This is a genomic window from Polyangium sorediatum (assembly GCF_029946465.1).
GTDB lineage: Bacteria > Myxococcota_A > Polyangia > Polyangiales > Polyangiaceae > Polyangium > Polyangium fumosum.
Genome location: NZ_JARZHI010000005.1, coordinates 72477 through 93306, shown reverse-complemented (window position 1 = coordinate 93306; position 20830 = coordinate 72477). Strand labels below are relative to the sequence as shown.

At 69.3% G+C, this 20830-nt stretch carries 12 protein-coding genes; 5 read left to right on the top strand and 7 right to left on the bottom strand.

What is annotated here, in order from left to right:
* Positions 1-18: 18 nt before the first annotated feature.
* The gene (locus QHF89_RS08235) at positions 19-3885 is read right to left on the bottom strand and encodes a serine/threonine-protein kinase (RefSeq protein WP_136967565.1); all 3867 of its coding nucleotides are present in this window, start codon (positions 3883-3885) and stop codon (positions 19-21) included.
* A 572-nt stretch (positions 3886-4457) separates the two neighbouring features.
* On the opposite strand from QHF89_RS08235, the gene QHF89_RS08230 reads away from it, so the two are divergent.
* Both QHF89_RS08230 and QHF89_RS08225 read left to right on the top strand, forming a co-directional pair.
* Positions 4458-5786, top strand: coding sequence for a hypothetical protein (locus tag QHF89_RS08230; RefSeq protein ID WP_136967564.1), 1329 nt, complete (start codon positions 4458-4460; stop codon positions 5784-5786).
* Positions 5787-5817: 31 nt separating this feature from the next.
* Positions 5818-6711 (top strand): hypothetical protein, encoded by an 894-nt coding sequence (locus tag QHF89_RS08225; protein ID WP_136967563.1) that lies wholly within the window; start codon positions 5818-5820, stop codon positions 6709-6711.
* A 100-nt stretch (positions 6712-6811) separates the two neighbouring features.
* On the opposite strand, the gene QHF89_RS08220 is transcribed toward QHF89_RS08225, so the two are convergent.
* Both QHF89_RS08220 and QHF89_RS08215 read right to left on the bottom strand, forming a co-directional pair.
* On the bottom strand, positions 6812-7657 hold the full coding sequence (locus tag QHF89_RS08220; RefSeq protein WP_136967562.1) for a hypothetical protein: 846 nt from the start codon (positions 7655-7657) through the stop codon (positions 6812-6814).
* Between the two features lie 45 nt (positions 7658-7702).
* On the bottom strand, positions 7703-8518 hold the full coding sequence (locus tag QHF89_RS08215) for a hypothetical protein (protein ID WP_136967561.1): 816 nt from the start codon (positions 8516-8518) through the stop codon (positions 7703-7705).
* A 412-nt stretch (positions 8519-8930) separates the two neighbouring features.
* Here QHF89_RS08215 and QHF89_RS08210 point away from each other — a divergent pair, with 412 nt between their 5' ends.
* The 3 genes from QHF89_RS08210 to QHF89_RS08200 all read left to right on the top strand — a co-directional run bounded on the left by QHF89_RS08210 (position 8931) and on the right by QHF89_RS08200 (position 13036).
* A complete protein-coding gene (locus QHF89_RS08210; protein WP_136967560.1) occupies positions 8931-11279 on the top strand; it encodes a helicase-related protein in 2349 nt (782 codons plus the stop codon).
* A gap of 102 nt (positions 11280-11381) precedes the next feature.
* The gene (locus tag QHF89_RS08205) at positions 11382-11561 is read left to right on the top strand and encodes a hypothetical protein (protein ID WP_136967559.1); all 180 of its coding nucleotides are present in this window, start codon (positions 11382-11384) and stop codon (positions 11559-11561) included.
* Between the two features lie 14 nt (positions 11562-11575).
* Positions 11576-13036: a right-handed parallel beta-helix repeat-containing protein gene (locus QHF89_RS08200; RefSeq protein ID WP_136967558.1), complete on the top strand. Its 1461-nt coding sequence runs from the start codon at positions 11576-11578 to the stop codon at positions 13034-13036.
* A gap of 50 nt (positions 13037-13086) precedes the next feature.
* On the opposite strand, the gene QHF89_RS08195 is transcribed toward QHF89_RS08200, so the two are convergent.
* The 4 genes from QHF89_RS08195 to QHF89_RS08180 form a co-directional block, all read right to left on the bottom strand.
* The gene (locus QHF89_RS08195) at positions 13087-17169 is read right to left on the bottom strand and encodes a serine/threonine-protein kinase (RefSeq protein WP_284720284.1); all 4083 of its coding nucleotides are present in this window, start codon (positions 17167-17169) and stop codon (positions 13087-13089) included.
* A gap of 171 nt (positions 17170-17340) precedes the next feature.
* Positions 17341-18294: a YdcF family protein gene (locus QHF89_RS08190; protein WP_136967556.1), complete on the bottom strand. Its 954-nt coding sequence runs from the start codon at positions 18292-18294 to the stop codon at positions 17341-17343.
* A gap of 50 nt (positions 18295-18344) precedes the next feature.
* Positions 18345-18995, bottom strand: coding sequence for a globin family protein (locus QHF89_RS08185; RefSeq protein ID WP_136928331.1), 651 nt, complete (start codon positions 18993-18995; stop codon positions 18345-18347).
* 270 nt (positions 18996-19265) lie between these two features.
* Complete coding sequence (locus tag QHF89_RS08180) at positions 19266-20825, bottom strand: acyl-CoA carboxylase subunit beta (protein WP_284720222.1); 1560 nt, start codon at positions 20823-20825, stop codon at positions 19266-19268.
* Positions 20826-20830 lie beyond the last annotated feature (5 nt).

Sequence of the window (20830 nt, the reverse complement as noted above, 5' to 3'; positions counted from 1 at the left end):
CGAGCGCGCCTTCCGATGCTACGCGGCGGCCTGCTCCCAGGCGGCAGCCAAGGCGAGGATGCGCGCATTCTCGGGGACGTTCTCGACGAAGCTCCGGCGTAGCTCGGGGTCCTCGATCGTTGCGGCGCGCGAGAGCAAGAGGTCGCGCGTCTCGAACAGCATGGTCCGCGCGCGGGCGTGAGCGCCCGTCGCGTGCAGCGCTTCAACGTGGGTAAGGCACACGAAGAACTCGAAGGGTCCGCTCAAGCCGCTCGCGTCGCGCAGCGCCGCCGCCTCCTGGATCGCGACCAGCGCCTCGTCCGCGCGCCCCTGCTGGAGGAGCACCCTCGCGAGGTTCATCATCGCCTGCACGCGCCATGGAGTGGTGCCCGGGAGGAGCTCGCTCGCCGCGCGCGCTTCGCGCTCCGCCGCGTCGAGATCCCCGGAGCGCAGAAGGACGGAGGCCTGCGCCGCTCGGACGATGCCCAGCAAATACTGGTTGCTGGGCGCGTACTCGGAGTCCAGCACGCTCCGGAGCAGCGCGCGAGCATCGTCCAGGGCCCCCTGCTCCGCGAGCGCACAGGCCCAAACCCACCTTCCCCATACCGCATAGGTGGTTGCCTCCTCGTCCCCCTGGAGCACGTCGCGCACTTCCTGGACCGCGCGCGCGTACGCCCCGAGGCACAAGTAGCCCACGGCGACAAACAGGCGGGCCCACGCCATATGCTGCCGCTCGCCGACCTCCTCGTAGCTCGCCACGGCAGCTCTTGCAGCCTCCAGGGTTCCCCATCGATCTCCCTCGAAGTAACGCATCACGCTTCGAGCCTCGTAGAGCCTGCCCCAAACCGCAGGATCGTGCGCCGCGATGGAGCTGCTGAGCTGCTCCATCCGCGCCGCGCAGAGCTGGGCGAGGTCACGCACGCCCTGCTGAATCAAGGTTTCCCAGGCGAGCCCGAGGGCATTCATGATTTGCCGCAAGCTCTCCGGGTCCGGCTCCAGGTCGACGAGCGAAAGCACGTCGTCCCTGCGCACGTTGGACGCTTCGAGCGCATGCGCGCTCGCGAGCTTCCACGCCATGGCCGTGGTCCAGAGCGGCGTGCGCGGCGTGGTCAGGCGCAGGATCTCCTCCATGCCCATACCGACCGAAACCCAGCCCCCTCTCCACCCATATGCTTCGCAGCGGACGAACAGGAGCCATGCGCGCAGCTCACCCGAGGCTCCGCAGTCGAGGCCACGCTCTGCGCAGGCAATCGCTCCGCGCAGATCCTTGGCCTGGAGCATCTGCCGCGCCGCCGCGAGATACCATTCCGCCGCGCGCTCTGGACTCCTCCCCCGCTCGAAATGCTCGGCCAAGCGCAACGCGTCGCCCTCCCCCCATTGCACGAGCCACTCCCCCGCGAGCCGATGCCCGAGGGCGCGGTCGGACTCCGTCAGCATCGCATAAGCGCCCTCCCGCAGCAGCGAATGCCGAAACGAAGACTGCTCCTCTCCAGGAAATTGGCTCGTCTCGCTCTGCTGCAGGACTTCGCGCGTGACGAGCATGTCGAGCCAATCGTGCACACTCCGCGCCTCGGCGCCCCTGCCGAGGAGGTGCTCCACCCCGCCGCACCAGAAAACATCCCCGAACACGCTCGCCGCGCGCAGCACGCGCCGCGCGTCGGCCGGGAGCGCGGCGAGGCGCGCCTCGACCATGGCCAGCACGGTCTCCGGCAATTGCTCGGCGCGGTCCTCGGCGACCGCGCGGATCAGCTCTTCGAGGAAAAACGGATGCCCCGCGGCGCGCTTCACGATCTGCGCGATCGTCCGAGGATCGGCCGCGTCGCCGAGCGCGCTCCGGGCGAGCTCCTCGGCGGCCCGTGGCGTCAGCTCTCCGAGGCGAATCTCGGTCACCCCCCGCTCGGCCCATACCCTCGGAAAGACGTCATGCACCTCGGGTCGACCGAAGGCAGCCACGACGAGCGGCCTGCCCGCGAGGTCCCGGAGCGCCGCGTCGACGAGCTTCACCGAGGGAAGATCACCCCAATGCAGGTCTTCGAGGACGAGCAAGACCGGGTGCGCGCCACATTCGGCGGCCATGAATTGCCTCCAGGCCGCCTGAATCTGATCGGCCATGAGCCGCGCGTCGCGACGCGCGGCGCGGAGCTTCGCGCTCTCGGCGTCCGGGAAAGGCGTGCCCGTCATCTCGCCGAGAAATGCGGCCACGGAACGGACCTCGGGCTCGGCCACGTGGCGCGCGATCCGCTCGGTGAGCTTGCGCCTGCGCGCCTCGATCGGCTCGTGCCCCGCGATCGCCGCCGCATACCGCAACGCCGAACCGACCAGGGAAAACGCCGAGCCTTTGCTCATCGCATCACCACGCCCGACCCACACGTCGACCGCTCCCTGGCGCTGTCCGACGGCGCGGACGAACTCCTGGCGTAGGCGGGATTTGCCGATTCCGGGCGGCCCCGTCACGAGCGCCACGCGCGCGACACGCTCGCCGACGGCTTCGTCGAGCAGGTCGAGGAGCGCGCGCACCTCGCGTCCGCGCCCCACGAAGGGGCTCGGCTTTCCGAGCAACGTACGCGCAGCTTCGCTGATCGCCTCCTCGCGGTGGAGTTCGAACCCGTCCGGCCCGCGCACCACGACAAACCGTACGTCGAGCAGCCCCTGCGTCACCTCGTCGACGAGCACGCGGCGCCCCGCCGTGCGCAAGAACGCGGCGGCCCGATCGAGGACCTGCCCGACCGGCAGCTTTTCTTCGAGCTCGCCGAGGCCGGTGGCGACCGCAATCGGCGTATCCGGCGCGCGCAGCCGAAGCGAAAGGGCGCACCGCGCGGCCCGCGCCGCGGCATCCGAGGCGCTCGCGGCATTCATGAAGACCAAGAGCATCGAGCCGTCCGCCAGCCATTCGATCCGCGCGCCGAAGGGCGCTGCGGCCGATTCGAGCGCCTTTCGGCGCGCGCTCGTGTAGCTCGCGGCGAGCGTCTCGCCCATGGCCGCGGCCTCCTCGCTCGGCGGGCCCACGGCGACGATGCCGAGCAAGCGCTGCTCGCTCCGCGTCAGGGCTTCGGCGGGCGGCGCATCCGCCATCCACGACCACGCCTTGCCGGTGTCGAGGTGGGCGAGCGCCTCCGCGACCTCGCCGGCATCGGCGAGCCGATCGGCCGGATCCTTCGCGAGCATGCACGCGACCAGCGCTTCGAGGCGCACCGGCACCTCGGGCCGGAGATCCCGCAACAAGGGCGGTTCTTCGAGCAACACCTTCGCCAGAATGGCCATCACGTGCTCCCCGGCGAATGCAGGCCGCCCGGCCAGGCATTCGAAGAGGACGGCGCCGAGCGCAAACACATCGACGCGCGCGTCGAGCGAGGGGGCTCCACGCGCCTGCTCGGGCGCCATGTAGCTGGGGGTCCCGAGGACGACGCCCGTCCGGGTGAAGCGGGGCGAGAGCCCCATACGCGCGAGGCCGAAATCGAGCAATTTGACGTGTTCGAGCGCGCCGTCCACGAGGAAAACGTTGCTCGGCTTGATATCGCGGTGCACGACGCCGCGCGCATGCGCCGTCGCGAGCGCCTCGGCGACCGCGCGGATCGCGGAGACGCTCTCCGAAACCGTCAGCCTGCCGCGCAAAAGCCTCGCGCCGAGGTCCTCTCCGGCGAGCCATTCCATGGCGAGAAAGGGCTCGCCCGCGCTGGTGACGCCGTGCGTGACATACCGGACGATGCCCGGATGATCGAGCCCCGCGAGGACACGCGCTTCCCTCTCGAAGCGCGCGATATCGCGAGGCTCCTGGTCATGCAGCACCTTGATGGCCACCGGCCCGCTGGAGAGGCGGTCGTGCGCCTGGAAGACCGAGCCCATTCCCCCCGAGCCGGCCATCCGCTCGATGACGAACCGACCGTCGATGACGTCCCCCGGCCGCATGTGCACCCTCCGGCGCGGAAGAACCTAAGCCCGCGCGCGGGGCGTGGTCAGCGGCCCACGGTGACGCATGCGCGTCAGGACACCGAAAACGTGCGACCGGACGCAAGTCTCCCGCATCCACCGTTGCCCTCGCGTCTTCAAACGTCCCGACCCCCGCGCGTCATCGTGACGCGAGGGTCTCCAAACGTTCGAACACCCTCGCGTCACGCTCTCCTGGGGGTCTCCGAAGCTTCGAACACCCTCGCGTCACCGTGACCGGCGCCCGTTGAAACGCTCGAACACCCACGCGTCACCGTCTCCAGCGGCTCTCCCAACGTTCGAACACCCGCGCGTCACCGTGACGCGTGCCTGATCGAACGTTCGAACACCCTCGCGTCACGCTCTCCCGCGACCCTTCCAACGTTCGAACACCCGCGCGCGCCGAAACCTGCTCGTCCACCGCAGATGGGAGAATTCAGGCGACGGAGAGGGGAGACATCCCCTGGCGCAGCGGCTCGGTGCATTCCTCGGCATTCATAGGACGAAGCTTGCCGTCAGGCCGGAGGGGCCGATACCCTCCGCGCGGGAACTCCATGCGCCGTGGTGTCTTCACCTCGTTCCTGCTGCCGCTGCCCCTTCTCCTCTTCTGCGCCTCGCCCGCGCATGCGCTGGAGTTCCGGGTCTGCGTCAAGCCGCCGGACGTCCCGCCCGGCATGACGGTGTGGGCCTATGAGAATGGGTCGGCACAGGTGTGGACGACGCGCAGCCGGGTGGAGTTCACGCGGAAGGTCGAGGGGCGCGCCACCTTCATCTACGACCCCCATGCGCCGCCAGAGAGCGTCCGTGTCCTACCGATCCCGTACAACTTGCTGAAATGCCCGCCGCCGCCGCCGCGACCGAAGCCGGCGCCGGCGAAGGAGCCGCCGAAGGAGAAAAAAGCGGACGACGGGAGCGCGAGCAAAGCGCCTGGCGAGCGCGGCGGGGACGAGGACAGCGTCGAGAAGCGCGTCGAGAAGCATCACGTCCCGCAGCCAAAGGAGGGCCCGCCGCCGCCGCGTGCTTCGGCCCCGGCCAAGCAGAAGGATCCGGTCTTGCCGCGGGAAGGCGTCTTATCGAGCGAGCCGATCCTCCCGCAGCGAGAGGCGAAGTGGGAGGACAAGGAGCACGGGCTCGTGGATCGAGGCGGCGCGCTCCCGCAGCTCGTGGACACGGCGGACCGGAAGCCGCTCAGCGTCACGTCGTGCGAGCAGACGCAGGAAGGTTGCCCGGCGCGGCCGAAGAAGACGCGGGCGGGGGCGATCCTGGAGCAGGTGGTGATCGCGGGGGCGATCTTCAACCTGCAAATGAACGAGGACCTCCATCGGGCCGACGGCAAGGAATACGGGATCGTCGGCGGGATGAATGCCGACGGGCCAAACGACCCGAGGCTTCAGGCGGCGGCCGCGGCGGTGATGTTCTCGCCGGTCGCGATGGCGCTGGGGAACAAGTTCATGAAGGCGGCGGCCGAGGCGAGCAAGGCGGGGGAGAAGCTCGTTCTCAAGGACGTGCGTGAGCTGTCGGAGGATGCGGCGGAGTACCTGGCGAAGGAGTATGGAGAGGCGCTGACGCAGGCGCTCGCGGAGGCGGGGGTGATCGGGCCGTTCCGGGTGATGCAGAAGTTCACGCTGGGGTATGAGCGGGCCTGGCAGGCACACCATATCTACGAGGTCAAGAAGATGATGGAGATCGGCCTCGATGCGCTGGATGGGCCAGCCGTGATCCTTTCGAGCGAGGCGCACACCGTGGTGACGAACACATTAAAGGAATTCACGGCACATATCCCAGGAGATAAGCGGAAGTTGTTGTGGGAGGCATACAAGAAAGCCTACGCCGTCGAGCACCCCCACTGGCTCAAGGCGATCGCTCATTATTTCGGGGAGTAAGTCGGGCACCGCCGAGGGGACAGGAACAACGATGAGGACCAAGGCACGCATTCTTTTTTATGGCCATCGTATCCCAGGGGGAGAGCAGACGGTGCTCTCTCCGGCGGGCTGCGGGCCTGACGTCGTCACCGTATACGACCACAAGGCCATGAATCAGATCCTGGTCAAAGTCATCCTGGACGCGGAGGACTCCCGCCTGCCGCTCCTGCAAAAGCTCCTCCTCGCGTACAAGCTCGACTGGCAAGAGCACCGCTGGGACGAATACACGGACGAGGAATATGATGCCGCGCCCTTGATCGTCATGCAGGCGCTTGCGGACAACCACGTCATCGGAGGCCCCCGCTTCTACACCGAGTACGATCTCTCCAATGCCTGCCCGGCGTGCGGCGCGGGGATGCGGCAGACCGGTGCTTACATGCTCGACGGCGCAGGTCCAAGCATGGTGGGGCTCGGCCAGTATCGCGCCGTGTCCAGCTACAGCGAGATCATCGTCGATCCGCCGCTCGCCGAGGCGCTCGCGCGCGCCCATCTCACCGGGCTCTCCCTCCGGAGCGTGCACGCGTACCAGCCGAACGAGGCGCTGATCGAGCTCATCTGGAAGCAGATGTGGGCGTCGCACACCCTGCCCCCATTGTCGCCGCGCTCGACCGGGATCGACTTCGAGAGCGCGTGCAAGACCTGCAAGCGCGGCAAGATCGACACGACGAGCCCCGAGCGTTTCGTCTACCGCGCCCGGGACCTCGAAGGGGCAAAGGACGTGAACCGCATGTGGGAGCATTTCGGGTACGTTCGATGGAACGGTGACCTGAAGACGGCCGTCTTGTGGCAACCGTACTTCGTCGTCACCCCCAAGGTCTGGCGCATCTTCAAGGACGCAGGCGTGACCGGGTTCCAGTGGCTGCCCATCCGCGTCGTCGAGGACTGACGCGGCCGAATGTCGGGCGCATCCGCTGCCGCTTCCGCTCCGGTTTCCGCCGCCGCTTTCGCTTTGCGTCGAGGGTTGTTGATCCGCGGAGCTTGCGCCGTCACTTGTCGGAACGCTTCGGCTCCGGCATGGGCGTTTTCGTGAAGGGGTTGAGGCGTGGTCCCGGCGGCAGCTCCTCGGGGGGAAGCTCGGGCGAGCCGGGCCAGGTGATGCCTACCTCTTGCAGGCGCCGTTGAATGGCGAGCAGTTGCTTCGGATCGGGCGGCTTGGCGAGGAGCGTCGCGAGCTCGTCGGTCGTGAATTCCGTGGGGCCCTGCAATCGCCGATCGACCACTGCGTCGATGATCGCGTGGATGGGTGCGTCGGTCGTTCGGGCGCGCTCTGCTGCTTTCGCGGCAAGTTCCCCAAGTAAGCAGAAGGGGAGGCGACCGTTTTGGAGCATGCCCCAGGGGACGAGTCGCTCGGCGCCCGGGCCTTTCGGGTCGTCGAAGAGCGTGCCCCCGACACGATCGCCATAGAGCCAAAAGCCGATGCTCGCTAGCTTCTCCAAATGGTTTCCATCGCTGAGCATGCTGGTGGCTATCACGAGCGCGGGCTCCAGCTCGGCGGGAAGGCCCGGCACGGCCCCGCGCACGTCCTCAGGGCCGTGGGTTATCGCGTCGCGTGGCAGCTTGAACCGCTCGACCGGACCCCACCCGAGCTCGTACGCGAGACCGACGACGCCCGCCTCGGTCCAGGCCACGATATCTTCGTCGCCACATCCGCTGTCGGTCCGCAGGGCTCCTCGATGCACGTCTCCCGTCCAGGTCGAGTAGTCGCAGACGGGAAACCACAGACCGCTCCCCAGTCTTTCCACGCGGGCTTCCACGTAGGCGCGCAGCGCGGCGCGCACGATGGAGTCGCGGTCAAAGGCGAGGCGTCCGCGGGGATGGTTGCGTAGGACCATGTGCCTCGCCTAGACCAGGTTTGTCCGGGCGTCAACGTGTGCGCGTCACGGCGTGTAGGATTTCGCGGCGTTGACCCGTTTTACCTCCTCGACCGGCGGGTTGGTGTTCGAGAGATACCGGTTGAGCTTCTGAGATATGACCGCGGCGTTCTTGTTCGAGTTCGTGCCCCAGTCGCAACTGCGCTGGTCCTTCCTGGGCACGACGTGGTTCACCTCTGCGCTCGCGCCCGGGTCAAAGGGCGCCTGGTCAGCGGCTGGATCGTGGAGCACGAGCGGCTCCTCGCACTCTGCGGACACTTCCTCGCAGTTCGCGTTGTACACGGTGCAAGTCCACTTGAAGCCCGCGAGATCGGAGTGGATCTCGCCGCCATGCGCTTTGCGGTTGACCTGGAGGATATACCTGTGCTGCAAGAGCGGCTTGCCATCGGCGCCGAGCACGCCGCTGTCACAGTTGTTGAACTTATGCCCCGGTCCGACCGTGGGCGGCTCGGGCAAGTCGCGATACGGCCCGCTCACCTCCACCGGCACCCCGTCGACCTCGACGAGCGGCGTTTGTCGCGGCGCATTGTCAAAGAAGATCCAGGTCCTGTTCGCCACATCCGAGCCAATTTGGAGCCAGTAGTTCCCTACGCCGTCAGGCTGGCACTTGTACCCCCTGTCGTACGGTGCATTTCCCGATACCTCGCCAATCAGCGCGGCATCTTCACACGCTTTCTCCCACGTCTTGTACCAGCAATCGAACGTGTTTGCCTCGGACACGTAGCAAGCATCCCCAAACGCGGCGACGTACTTGGCGCGCAGCGCCGCGTTCATCCGATCGCCGACGAGCTGGATGCGGTAACGCACGCACGGATCGGGCATCGTCGCCGCACATTCGGCCTTCGTGTCGGTCGGGGTGTCGGCTGGAGCCGGGCACGACTTGAGAGGTCCCGGATCGAGAGGCGACCCGCACGCGCCCGTCATCCATGCCCCACCGAAGCCCCACACCAGGACGCCCCGCATAGCCGAGCGGAGTCTCGTCCTTGCTTGCACGGTGTACTGAATCGCAGGACCATCGGCTGGGGGGCAACGGAAAACCAGCCAGGGGGCTCACGATGCGCCCGGGAACCGGGCGTCCCATGATGGTAACCGGGTCGGCGGGAGCCGCGGGAGCGGTCCCCAAACAGGTCCCGCTTGCCGCTTGCCGCTTCCGCTCCCGCTCCCCCTGCCGCTCCCACTCCCGCCTCCGCTCCCCGCGTGCGCCTTCCGCCGTCCGCGCTACGCTCGCCCCGCGATGATTGGCTCCGCGGTCACGGCCGTGCTCGGCCCGACGAACACCGGCAAAACGCACCGGGCCGTCGAGCGCATGCTGGAGCATGAGTCCGGGATGATCGGCCTGCCGCTCCGGCTCCTCGCGCGCGAGGTGTACGATCGCATCACCGCGCGCCTCGGCGAGCAGCGTGTCGCGCTCGTGACGGGCGAGGAGAAGCGCATCCCGCGCGGCGCGCAGTATTGGGTCTGCACGGTCGAGGCCATGCCGCGGAACCTCGACGTCGAGTTCGTCGCGGTCGACGAGATCCAGATCGCCGCGCATCCGCAGCGCGGGCACGTGTTCACCGAGCGCCTGCTCGATGCCCGCGGCACGAAGGAGACCTGGTTCATGGGGGCCGCGTCGATGCAGCCCCTGATCGCCGAGCTTTTGCCCGCGGCGCGAATTCAAACGTTCCCGCGGCTCAGCCGGCTCGCGTTCGCGGGGGCCGAGAAGCTCGCGCGGCTGCCGCAGAGGAGCGCGATCGTCGCGTTTTCCATGCAGGAGGTCTACGAGGTGGCCGAGCGGCTGCGGGCCACGCGCGGCGGCGCGGCCGTGGTGCTCGGGGCGCTCTCGCCGCGCACACGTAATGCGCAGGTGGCCATGTTTCAGTCGGGCGAGGTCGAGTACATCGTCGCGACCGACGCCATCGGGATGGGGCTGAACCTCGACGTGAAACACGTGGCGTTCGCGGCGCTGCGCAAGTTCGACGGCCGCGACGTGCGGGACCTCGAAGCCGCGGAGATCGGGCAAATCGCCGGGCGCGCCGGGCGCTACACGAGTGATGGATCGTTCGGCACCCTCGCGCCCCTCACGCTGCCGCAGGGCCTCGCGAACGCCGTGGAGGGGCACCGGTTCCCCGCGGTGCGGCGGCTCGTCTGGCGGAACGCCGATCTCGATACGAGCTCGATCGACGGCCTGCTCGCCTCGCTCAGGCGCTCGCCGGGGCGGCGCTCACTCTTGCTGCAGGAGAGCGCCGAGGACGCGGCGGCGCTCGCGCGAATGGCCCAGGACCCGGCGATCCGGGCGCGGGCGCAGGGGCGGGAGGCGGTCGAGCTGCTTTGGGAGGTCTGTCGGATCCCCGATTACCGCAAGCTGCTCTTCGAATCCCACGTCGCGCTGCTCGCGGAGATTTTTGCCCACCTCGCGGGGCCACGGGCGTGGCTCGACGAGGCGTGGATGGATGAGCGCGTGCGGGAGATCGATGAGCCGGCCGGGGACATCGATACGCTCATCGCGCGCATCTCGGCCATCCGGACGTGGACGTACGTGTCGCACCAAGGCCGCTGGGTGAAGGATCCGGCGACGTGGCAGGAGCGGACCGCGGCGATCGAGGATCGGCTGAGCGACGCGCTGCACGAGCGGCTGGTGCAGCGGTTCGTCGAAAAGAGCGGCGGCGGGAGCAAGGCGCGGTCGCCGGGCAATACGCGCAAGGCGCCGCCGACGCGGGCAGAGCTTCGCGCGATGGACAAGGCGAATCCATTTGGAAAGCTCGCGGCGCTCCGGGCGCCGCAGGCACGCGAGGCAGACGGCGCGTCCTCGGACGAGGCGCGCTGGGTGGAGGCGGTCGTCGCGGCGCGGCACGTGTCGATCGAGGTGGATGCGTCGGGGCGCATCACGTTCGAGGACGGGCGCGAGCTCGGGCGGCTCGTGCGGGGATCGAGCCTGCTTTTGCCGGACGTGAAGCTCGCGCCCGTGCTGGAGCTCGGCGCGGGGGCGCAGACGCGCATCACGCGGCGGCTCGTGGCGTTCGCGCGAGACCTCGTGGAGGAGCTCTGTGCGCCGCTGCGGGCGCACGCGCCGCGCGGGCTCGGGGCCGCGGCGCGCGGGATCCTTTATCAGCTCGAACAGGGGCTCGGGACGGCGCGGGCCGAGGACGCAGCGGCGCAGATCGCCGAGCTCGCGCTGGAGGACCGAGACAAACTCGCGGCGGCGGGCATCGTGGTGGGCGCGCGGGTGCTCTATGTGCCGGCGATGCTCAAGGGCGGGGCACTTTTGCGGCGCAGCGCGCTCGTTTCGGCATTCGCAGGGGCGAAGGCGCCACAAGCGCCGGGGCCGAGCGTGGTGTCGGTGCCGGTCACGCGCCCCGCGGACGCGCCGCTCCATACGGCCCTGGGATATCCGGTCTTCGGGCCTCGCGCGGTGCGGGCAGACGTGGTCGAAAAGGTGCTCGCGGCGATCGAGGCGGAGGGGGGCCTTCCGCCGGCGGGAAGGCTCGCGGGATGGCTCGGGTGCCCGGCGAAAGAAGCGGCGAAGGTGGGCGCGGCGATCCTGGGCGAGGCGCGCGGCGAGGCGCAGGCCGCCCCGGCGCCCGCGGTTGCGACGAAAGTGTAATTCGAGCGAAAACGTGCCGAGGATCGGGAAGCCGCCTTGTGGTACGGGGCGTTCGCATTTATAGTCCGGTGCCTGCTTATTTCCTTCGTTGAGGTTCGGCGCATGCGTGACGCGTGGATGCGTACGGATTTGCTTTTGTGCGGCGTCGTGGGGATGGCCGTGGGCTGCTCCCAGGAGGACTGCGCCACGGCCACGGGCGATACCACGTTCGTCGACGTGGGCGGCTCCGGCGGCGGCCAGGCCAGTCCCCCCGTGCCCCACGAGACCTTCGATACGCCGTGAAAGGGAGAACGACCATGACGAATCGATTGCATTTCGCATCTCTGGCTGCCTTGCTCGCCGCGCTGCCGATCGCGGGCTGCGGGGGTTCGAACGCCACGGCGGACTGCGGGACGTACGCGAACGCGCCCAAAAACGCGAGCAGCGTGGTCTACGTGTCCGCGACCTGCGGCGCGCGGGACGGGGACGGCTCGAGCGAGCGGCCCTTCGCGTCGATCCAGCAGGGCATCGACGCCTCGGCCCAGGGCGGCGCGGTGCTCGTCGACGCCGGGACGTACGCGGAGAACCTGAGCATCACGAAGACGTTGGACGTGCTCGGCGCGAACACGGAAGGCGAGCCGGAGAATGCGAGCATCATCGTGCAAGCGCCCTCGCCGTACGCGATCACGGTGGAGGCCGAGGGCGTGGCCCTGCGCGGGATCATCGTGCAAAGGCCCGAAGGCGCGGGGATCTGGGTGCGGAAGAATGGCAGCGCCGCGATCCAGGCCTCACGCATCGAGGGCGCGGTCGCGGTGAACGAGGACGGCCACGGGGTGATGGCGTCGGACAACGCCAGCATCATCGTCCAGCGGACGATCATCGTGCAATCCGAGGGCGCGGGTGTACACGTCAATGCGGCGTCGGCGCAGGTCGAGCGCAGCATCATCGTGCAGAGCGGCGCCCTCGCGGGGATCTGGGTGCAAAACGCGCGCGACGAGGTGTCGCTCGTCGGAAACGAGATCCGCGAGAATGTCTCGGCGGGCATCTCGATCCTCGGCTCGCGCGCCATCATCGTGCAGAACCAGGTGAAACACACGAAGAGCCGCGCCCCCGGAGGGGTGGCGGATGGCATCCGGGTGCTCGGCGACGGCGTGATGGGCGAATCCTACGTGGAGATCGGCGGCGAGTTTCCCGAGAGCACGAACATGATCGAGGGCAACGACCGGGCCGGGATCGTGTTCTCGGGCGAGCGCGTGCGCGGGATCATCGTGCAAAACGATGTAATCGGCAATGCCGACGACACCACGCGCGGCGCGGGGATCTGGGTGCAATCGAAGGCCGGCACCGCGCCGAACGACGACCAGAGCGTGGGCATCCGGATCGAGCAGAACCGGATCGAGGCGAACCATTTCCTCGGGATTGGCGTGACGTCCGGGGCCCGCGCGATCATCGTGCAGAACCAGAGCATCAACGGGACGATCGCGGGGGATATCAAGGTGAACGGGGTCCCCGTCAAGATCGGCGACGGGCTCGGCGTGTACGCCGGCGCGAGCGCGCACGTCGACCTCAACACGTTCGCGGGCAACGCGCGCGTGGGCGCGCTCTTCGACGGGTCCGCGTCGACCTGCGTCTTGACGAACAACACGTTCGAGAAGAACACCTCGGGCGCCATCATCGTGCAGAACGTGAACGGAGCGTTCGATTACGGGGACAACAAGGGCGATATTTCCGTCGACCCTCCGGTGATCCCCATCCTCAGCGACCCCTCCGAGCTCTGAGCCCACCCCGGCGGGCGCCGTCGACGACGCGCGCCCGCCTCCCCTCGCGATCAACCCGATAACGATGCGGCGAGCGCCCGCGTCTCCTCGGCGAGCTTGTTCATGTTCGCCGATTCGAAGATGGAAATGCTCTCGTCGAGGAAACGGCTCGCCTCGGCGCGCGCGGCTTCGTCGCCCTTCGCGCGCGCGTGGAGCACTCGCGCCATCGTGCGGCGCGCCGTTCCCCGCATGTAAGGCGAGCTGACGCGGTCGGCGAGCTCGATGCAGCGCTCGGCGTGCCCCTTCGCCGCGTCGAGCTCGCCCGTGACGAGGTGGCATTCGGCGAGCGCGCGGTGCGCCTCGGCGAGGCCGCGCAAGGAGCCGAGGCGCTCGTGCAGCACCTCGGCCCGCGAGAGCGTGCGAATGGCCGCGCGGGCGTCGCCGCGCGCGAGCTCGAGCTCGCCGACGTTGCTCAGGATGATCGAGCGGTGCTGGACGAGGTCCCAGCGCTCGGTTTGTTCGAGCGCCTCCCGCCAGGTGGACTCGGCCAGATCGAGGCGGCCGCGGAAGTAATGGAGCGCCGCGAGCCCATTGTAGGCGTCGACGGCCTCGACGGGCGCGTTCGCCGCGATGGCGCGATCGATGGCCCGCTGGTAGGTCGGTTCGCCCTCGTCATACCGGCCCGTGTGCAGATATCCGTTGCCGAGGACGCGGTAGGCCGAGGAGAGGGCGCGCTCCCATTCCTGCGTGCGCGCGGCGGCGTCGCCTTTTTCGTGGGATTCGAGCACGCGGCGGAGGTGGTCGGCAGAGGCGCGATGATCGCCGAGGTGAACGCTCGCCCCCATCGCGCCCGTGAGCGCGCGGAGCGCGAGCAAGCTCTCGTCCTCGCCGAGCCATTGTTCGGCGAGGACAAACGATTCCCGCGCGTCGGCATACCGGCTGAGGTGCTGGAGCGCCCAGCCCTTTTCGATGGCGACGCGGGCCTTTTCGTCGGCGTGGTCGCCGAGGCCTCCGGCGCGGGCGAGCGCGTCGTCGGCGACCTCGATGGCGCGCGCGAGGCTGCCCGCGAGCACGAGCTCGTGCGCGAGGCAACCCGCGAGGGAGAGCAGCTCGCCGAGCCGCGCGGGCGCGTCCATGGCCGAGGCGGGCATTTCGAGGAGGATCTCGCGGGACGCTTCGAGCATCCGCACGGCCTCCTCGATCGCGTGGGTGCGCATGGCGCGCTCGGCGGCGCGGCGCTTGTACGGCAGGGCGAGGGCGAGCTCGCCGGCCTCGCGAAAATGGTGGCCGATGAGGTCGTCGTGCGGGCCGGGGGAGCCGCCCGTGGCGCGTTCGAGCCAGAGCGCCGCGGCCCGGTGGAGCGCGCGGCGCCGCGCCTTGGGCACGCGCCGCTGCGCGACCTCCTGCAAGGCCGCCTGCGTGAAGGCATAATCGAGCTCGCCGGCCAGCATCGCGTCGCGGCGCTGTGCGAAGATGCCGCGGCGCACGAGATCGGCGAGCGAGCGCGGCTCGAAGCGCCCTTCGAGCAGCTCGCCGAGCAGCGAGGGCCAGAACCTCCGGCCCGCGACGGCCGCGGCCTCGACGGCCTCGCTGAGCCGCGGTTCGAGCCGATCGAGGCGGCCGAGGAGGAGCTGTTCGAGCGTCTCGGGCAGGCGCACGCTCGCCGCCCGCGACGAGGAGAGCCGCCACGTGCCCTCGCCGACGACGAGCACGCCCTCGTCGACGAGCTGGTGCACGGTCTCCTCGACGATCAGCGGCACGCCGCCCGCGAGCGCCGCGATCTGCCGCACGAGCCCCGCAGGCACGTCGATGAGCGCGCGGAGGACGTGCCGGAGGAGGGCCTCGCACGCCTCGTGTTCGAGCGGCTCGACGGGGATCGTGACGACACCCGAGGCATCCCGCAAAAACGAGAGATCCGGCGCGGCGGTGCCCTCGGCGCGGCTCACGAGGACGAAGAGCGCGGGCACGCCCGCGAGGCGCTCGATGACGTGGCCGAGGAGCGCCTTCGTGGTGGCCGTGGCCCACTCGAAATCTTCGAGCAAGAAGAGCAGCGGCGTGCGCGTCGCGAGCCTGCGGTAGGCCTCGGCGACGGCGTCGAAGAGGACTTTTTTCTGGGCCTCGTCGCCGGCGACGGCGTCCCGCTCGGCGCTCGCGTCGCCGCCGCCGCCCACGCCGAGGAGCTCGCCGAGCCTGCGGCCGAGCTCGATCTCGGCCTCGCCGAGCGTCGTGGGATCGACGGCGCAGTAGCGGCGGAGGTAATGGTCGAGCTTGGCGCGGACCTGCTCGGGGCCGTCGTCGTCGACGACACGCGCGCGGTGGCGGATGGCCTGGAGAAACGGCTCGTACGGGACGCCTTGCCCCGCCGGGGTCGAGCGGCCCATCTCGAAGTAGTACGTCTCGCCCTCGCGCTCTTCGAGCTCCTCGACGAGGGCCATGCAGAGCCGGCTCTTGCCGACGCCCGCAGGCCCCGTGACGACGAGGACCTCGGGCTGTCGCTCCATGTGGGCCCGCGCGAGGACGGCGCGCAAGACGGAGAGCTCTTCGTCGCGCCCGATGAGCGAGATGCGGACGCCATGGATCTCGTTCGTGCCGAGGTACGCGGTTGATTTCTTCGACACGACGCGACGGCCGGGGACCTCGGCGCCCGCGCTCGTGGTTTCGTAGAGGCCACGGACGCGGCGCAAGACGGCGTGCGTCGCGACAATCTCGCCGGATGATGCGGCGCGCGCGAGGCTACGCGCTTCGAAGACCGGCGCGCCCGAGACGAAGGGTACGCCGCTGCCACGCGGCTGCGTGGAGACGACGCGGCCGGCGTCGATGCCGAGGCGCACGCCGAGACGAAACGAGGGCGGGAACGTGGGGTCGGAGGAGAGCGCGCCGAGGGCCGCGCGCAGCGAGAGGGCAGCGTCGAGGGCGCGCTCGGCGTCGTTCTCGGCGGCGCCCTCGGGCCCGAAGAGGCAAAGCGCGCGATCGGTAAAAGGGCCGATGGGCTCGCCGCCGTGACGCGCGAGGACCTGTTCGAGGCGCGCGCCGACGACGGCGAGGCAATCGAGGTGCTCTTCCAGATCGACCGAGGCGTCGAGCGCGCCGAGCGAGAGGTCGACGTAGAGGACCGTGGCGCTGCGGACCGAGCGCGCGTCCTTGGCCTCGCGAGGCGCCCACGCGCCCGAGCCGACGGCCGTGGGGAAGGGCCGCGACGCGTCAGAGAGGAGCGAGGTCACGCCCGGCAGGGGCCCGAGGGTCCCGTCGGCGCCGACGACGATCGTCTCGGAGAGCTCGATCGGCGCAGGCGACGGCGCGCTCGGGGCGCGATCGGCGAGGGTCGCCGCGCCCGCGCCGAAGGCTCGGAGCTCGCGGAGCAGCTCGTGCGTGAAGTGCTCGACGGTCTGGTAACGCTCGCCGGGGTGATTCCGGAGCGCACGGCCGATGACGGCGTCGATGCCCGCGGAGAGGCCGAGGTCGGGGCGGAGGCGCGAAGGCAAGGTCAGGGTGCCTTCGAGGCGGACGGCGAAGAGGCGGGCGAGGCCGCCGGACTCGTCGAAGGGCCGCGCGCCCGTGAGCAGCTCGCAGGCCATGATGCCGAGCGCATAGATGTCGGCGCGCCCGTCGATGTCGTTCGCCTCGATCTGCTCGGGTGCCATGTACGCGGGCGTGCCGCTCACCTGGCCGTCGACCGCGAGCTCCGGGCCACCCTCGAGGCCAAACGCCTTGGCCACGCCGAAGTCGACGACCTTCACGAAACACGCGTCCCCCGCGAGGGTCGTGAGCAGGACGTTGCCAGGCTTGAGATCCCGATGGACGATCCCGCTGCGGTGGGCCTCGGCGACGGCGCTGCCGACCTGGGCCATCACGTGGCCGACGAGCGAGGGTTCGAGGCGTCCCACGCGGCGCAGGCGCTCGTCGAGCGACTCGCCGCGCACGTACTCCATGACGATGTAGTGGAGCTCGGCCGAGGCGCTGCCGAAGGCGTGGACGACGACGACGTTCGGGTGGCTCAGGCGGGCGAGCAGGCGCGCTTCGCGGCGGAAGCGCGCGTCGGTCTCGAGGAGCGTGGAGAGCTCGGGGCGCAGGATCTTGATCGCGACGAACCGGTCGAGGGCGAGATCACTCGCGAGCAGGACCTCCCCCATCCCACCGGCGCCGAGGCGCTTGATGATCTGGTACTTCTGCCCGAGGACCGTGCCGGGGGTGAGTTTTGCCGTGTCGATGACGCCCCTCGCGAGCCCCGCGAGACCATCCCCCGATCCCCGTGGGCTGTTGCCGCTCGTCGTACCATACCGGCGCGCGCGGCGTCACGCGGGTCCTTTCGCGCGAGGGCGAGCGGCTCACTGAAAGAGAAACGAATGCCAGTACGCGAGGACCTCGCGGACGATGAACCACGGCTCTTTCAAGAGGCGCCGGCTCATGCGCGCGGGCACCGTGTACACCGCCACGCCCGCGCGCTCGAAGAGCATCTTCACGCGCGGCTCGTGATAATAATGCGTCACCGCGATCGCCCGCGAAAACCCGTGGCGGCGCATCAAGAGCGCCCCGTTCCGCGCCGTCCACGAGGACGTGACGCCCTCTTCGTCGAGGATCACGGAGGCCTCCGGCACGCCCGCCGCGACAGCACGCGCGCGCATCACCGCGGGCTCCGAAATCCCATTGTGCTCGTCGATGGCGCCGCTCATCACGATCGCCCGCACGAGGCCCTGCTGGTGCAGCCAAATCGCCTCGTCCACACGATCCGAGAGCGCGAGCGAAGGCGTGCCGTCGTCCCACACACGCGCTCCGAGCACGATCGCGCAATCCGCACGACGCTCGTACCGCGTCGGCCCTAGGGTGACCATGAGCAGGAGCGGCATGGCCACGAAGCTCGCCGCCGTCACGGCCGCACACACGGCCGCGCGCCCGAGCGTCCATCGAGGACGCTCTGTGCGATCCGTCGCGACGTTCGCTGCGAGCGCGCCGAGACAAACCAGGACGACCAGGGAAGCCGGGACAAACGCCGGGCCGTGGATCGCGCCGCGCGCGAGGACGCCGTAAAACGTGGCGACGTCGAGCGCGGCGAGCAGGGCCCCGATCCCGAGGACGATCGCCCCGCCAAGGCGCGCCCACGCCGGGCGGATCGGCCGCGCCGCATGCCAGAGGAGCGTGACGGCCGAGACAAGCTCCAGGGCGCGGAAGATCGGCCGCGGAAGATCCGCGTCGCCGAGCCAGGTGTGTGTGGAATCGAAGGGAGGCCGCACGGCCTCGCCCGCGAGGTTCATGAGGGCGAGAAGGCCGACGGCGAGGCCCACGCCGCGCAAGGCAAAGGCGGCATGGGCGCGGAGACGAGACGCGCGCGAACTCAGGAGATCGTGGGCGGGTTCGAGATGCGGGGCAGGCGGGTGCTCGGCGACGCGCCGCTCTTCGAGGAGGGCGCCGACTGCGAGCTCGCGCCGCCGTAGAGCGCCTGAATCGAGGCCGGCATGCGCGAGCCGGGCGGCATGGACGGGCGGCCCATCGGCGGGCGGTACGAGGGACGCTTGACCGCAGGCAGGCGGTGCGCGCTGCCGCGACGCGAGAGCGGCGTGCGGAGCGAGAGCGGCGCGACCTCGTTCGCCGCGTCTTTCATGACCTTCGCGAGGATGCCGTAGACCGTGGCCCACGCTTCCTTGACCTCGGGCGTGAACGCCTCGCCGAGGCCCTTTTCCAGCGTCCACAGGAGCGCCGCGCCGACCGTGTCGTAGTGATCGTCGCGAACACCGTACGCGAGGTGGCGGCGACCGAGCGCCTGGACGGTCGGGATCAGCGCATCGAGACGATCGAGCGCCTGAACCGCGACCTTCAGCGTGGACATGAGCTTCTTGCCCTGGTCCTTCATGTCGCCCCGGAAGAGGGGCTTGAGTGACGGATCGACCTCGAAGAGCCGACCATAAAACAGTCCGGCGGCCACGTCCGCGATCGGAGCGACCATCTCGAAGGTCTTCTGGACCAGAAGCTTCTGCTCGTTGTTCATCGTTTCCTCACGGCCAGCCCTGTTATCCGGGCGGAGAGATGCTTCGGCGACCACCAGCAGCGAAGACCTCTATCCAAGATCTGCGCCGACGTTTCACCCTAGCATGGGTCGGGCGCGTACCGACAGTATTTGTTGCGGGGACGCCAAGCGCGTGGTGTCCGTGATGCATCGGCAGCGCCCCGACGAGAAGCCCGCAACGTTTGCACCCGAACGACATGGTTGTCGGTCCGAGGACGGAAACGCGGCGCAGGATCGAGGGGGTGCGGGGGTTCAGACGGGGATGATGCCGCGCTTCTTGAAGGGCCGCTCGATGCGCTTGTGCCGCGCGAGCTCGAGGCCCCACGCGACGGCGCGCCGCGTGTCCCGAGGATCGATGACGTCGTCGATGAGGCCCCAGCCAGCGACCTTCATGATGTCGATGTTCTTCTGGAGCATGTCGACCATCTGCTGCTTGAGCTCCGGCGGCGGCGGCGCGTCGCCGAAGAGCTTGCGCGCGGCGATGCCGAGCATGCCCTCGGGGCCCATCACGCTGATCTCGCCGGTCGGCCATCCGACAATGAGATCCGGCTCGTAGGCGCGACCGCACATCACGTAATAACCGGCGCCATACGCCTTGCGCACGACGACCGTGACCTTGGGGACGGTCGCGGCGCTCATCACGTGCAGCATCTTCGCGCCGTGCCGGATGATGCCCTCGTGCTCGACCTTCGACCCGATCATGAAGCCGGGTACGTCCTGGAGGAACACGAGCGGGATGTTGAAGGCGTCGCAGATCTGCATGAACCGCGCGGCCTTGTCCGAGGAGTCGACGTCGAGCACGCCGCCCATGTGATTGGGCTGGTTCGCCACGATGCCGACGCTCTGGCCGCCGATACGCGCGAGGCAGGTGATGATCTGCCGCGCGAAGCGGGGCTTGATGTCGAAATACTCGCCGTGGTCCACGATCGCCGCGATGAGCTTGTACATGTCGTACGCCTTGCGCGGGTTCTCGGGGAGCAGGTCGAGCAGCGATTCCTCGCGCCGATCCGTGGGATCCGTGGCGGCGATGCGCGGCGGCTCTTCCTCGCAATGGGACGGGAAGAACGAGAGGTATCTTTTGATGGCCGCGATGCAGTCGGCGTCGTTTTTGTATTCGCCGTCGCCGACGCCGCTCTTCGTGGAATGGATCTTCGAGCCGCCGAGCTCCTGCTCGGAGATGTCCTCGCCGGTCATGGCCTTGACGAGCGGCGGGCCGCCGAGGGCCATCGAGCCGATGTCCTTCACCATCGGCACGAAATCGGCGAGGCCCGGGATGTAGGCCGTGCCCGCGGCGCCGGGGCCGACCATGGCCGCGACCTGCGGGACGACGCCGCTCATGATGACCTGCTCGCGGAAGAGGTGGCCGCTGCCCGCGAAGAGCGAAATCGAGTCCGGGTGGCTCGCTCCCGGGTCGATACGCGCGCCGGCCGAATCGATGAACCACACGATGGGCCAGCGGCCGCGCAGGGCCATCTGGCGGAGGCGCGTGACCTTTTCCTCGCCGGTATGCCCGATGCTGCCGCCTTTGACCGTGAAATCGTAGGCGGCGGCGCAGACCATGCGGCCGTCGACCTTGCCGAAGGCGCAGACGACGGCGTCGGCGGCCGGCCGATCCTTGCCGTCGCCCGCGGCGAGGCCCATCTGCGTACCGTGCATGCCGACCTCGAAATGGACGCCGTCGTCGAAGAACGCGGCGAGCCTCTCGCGGGCGGTCAGCTTGCCGCGCGAATGTTGCTTGGCGACCTTGTCCTCGCCGCCCATCTTGCGCACCTCGGCGCGCCGGGCCTCGAGGTCCTTCAAGAGCTCACGCATGTCCA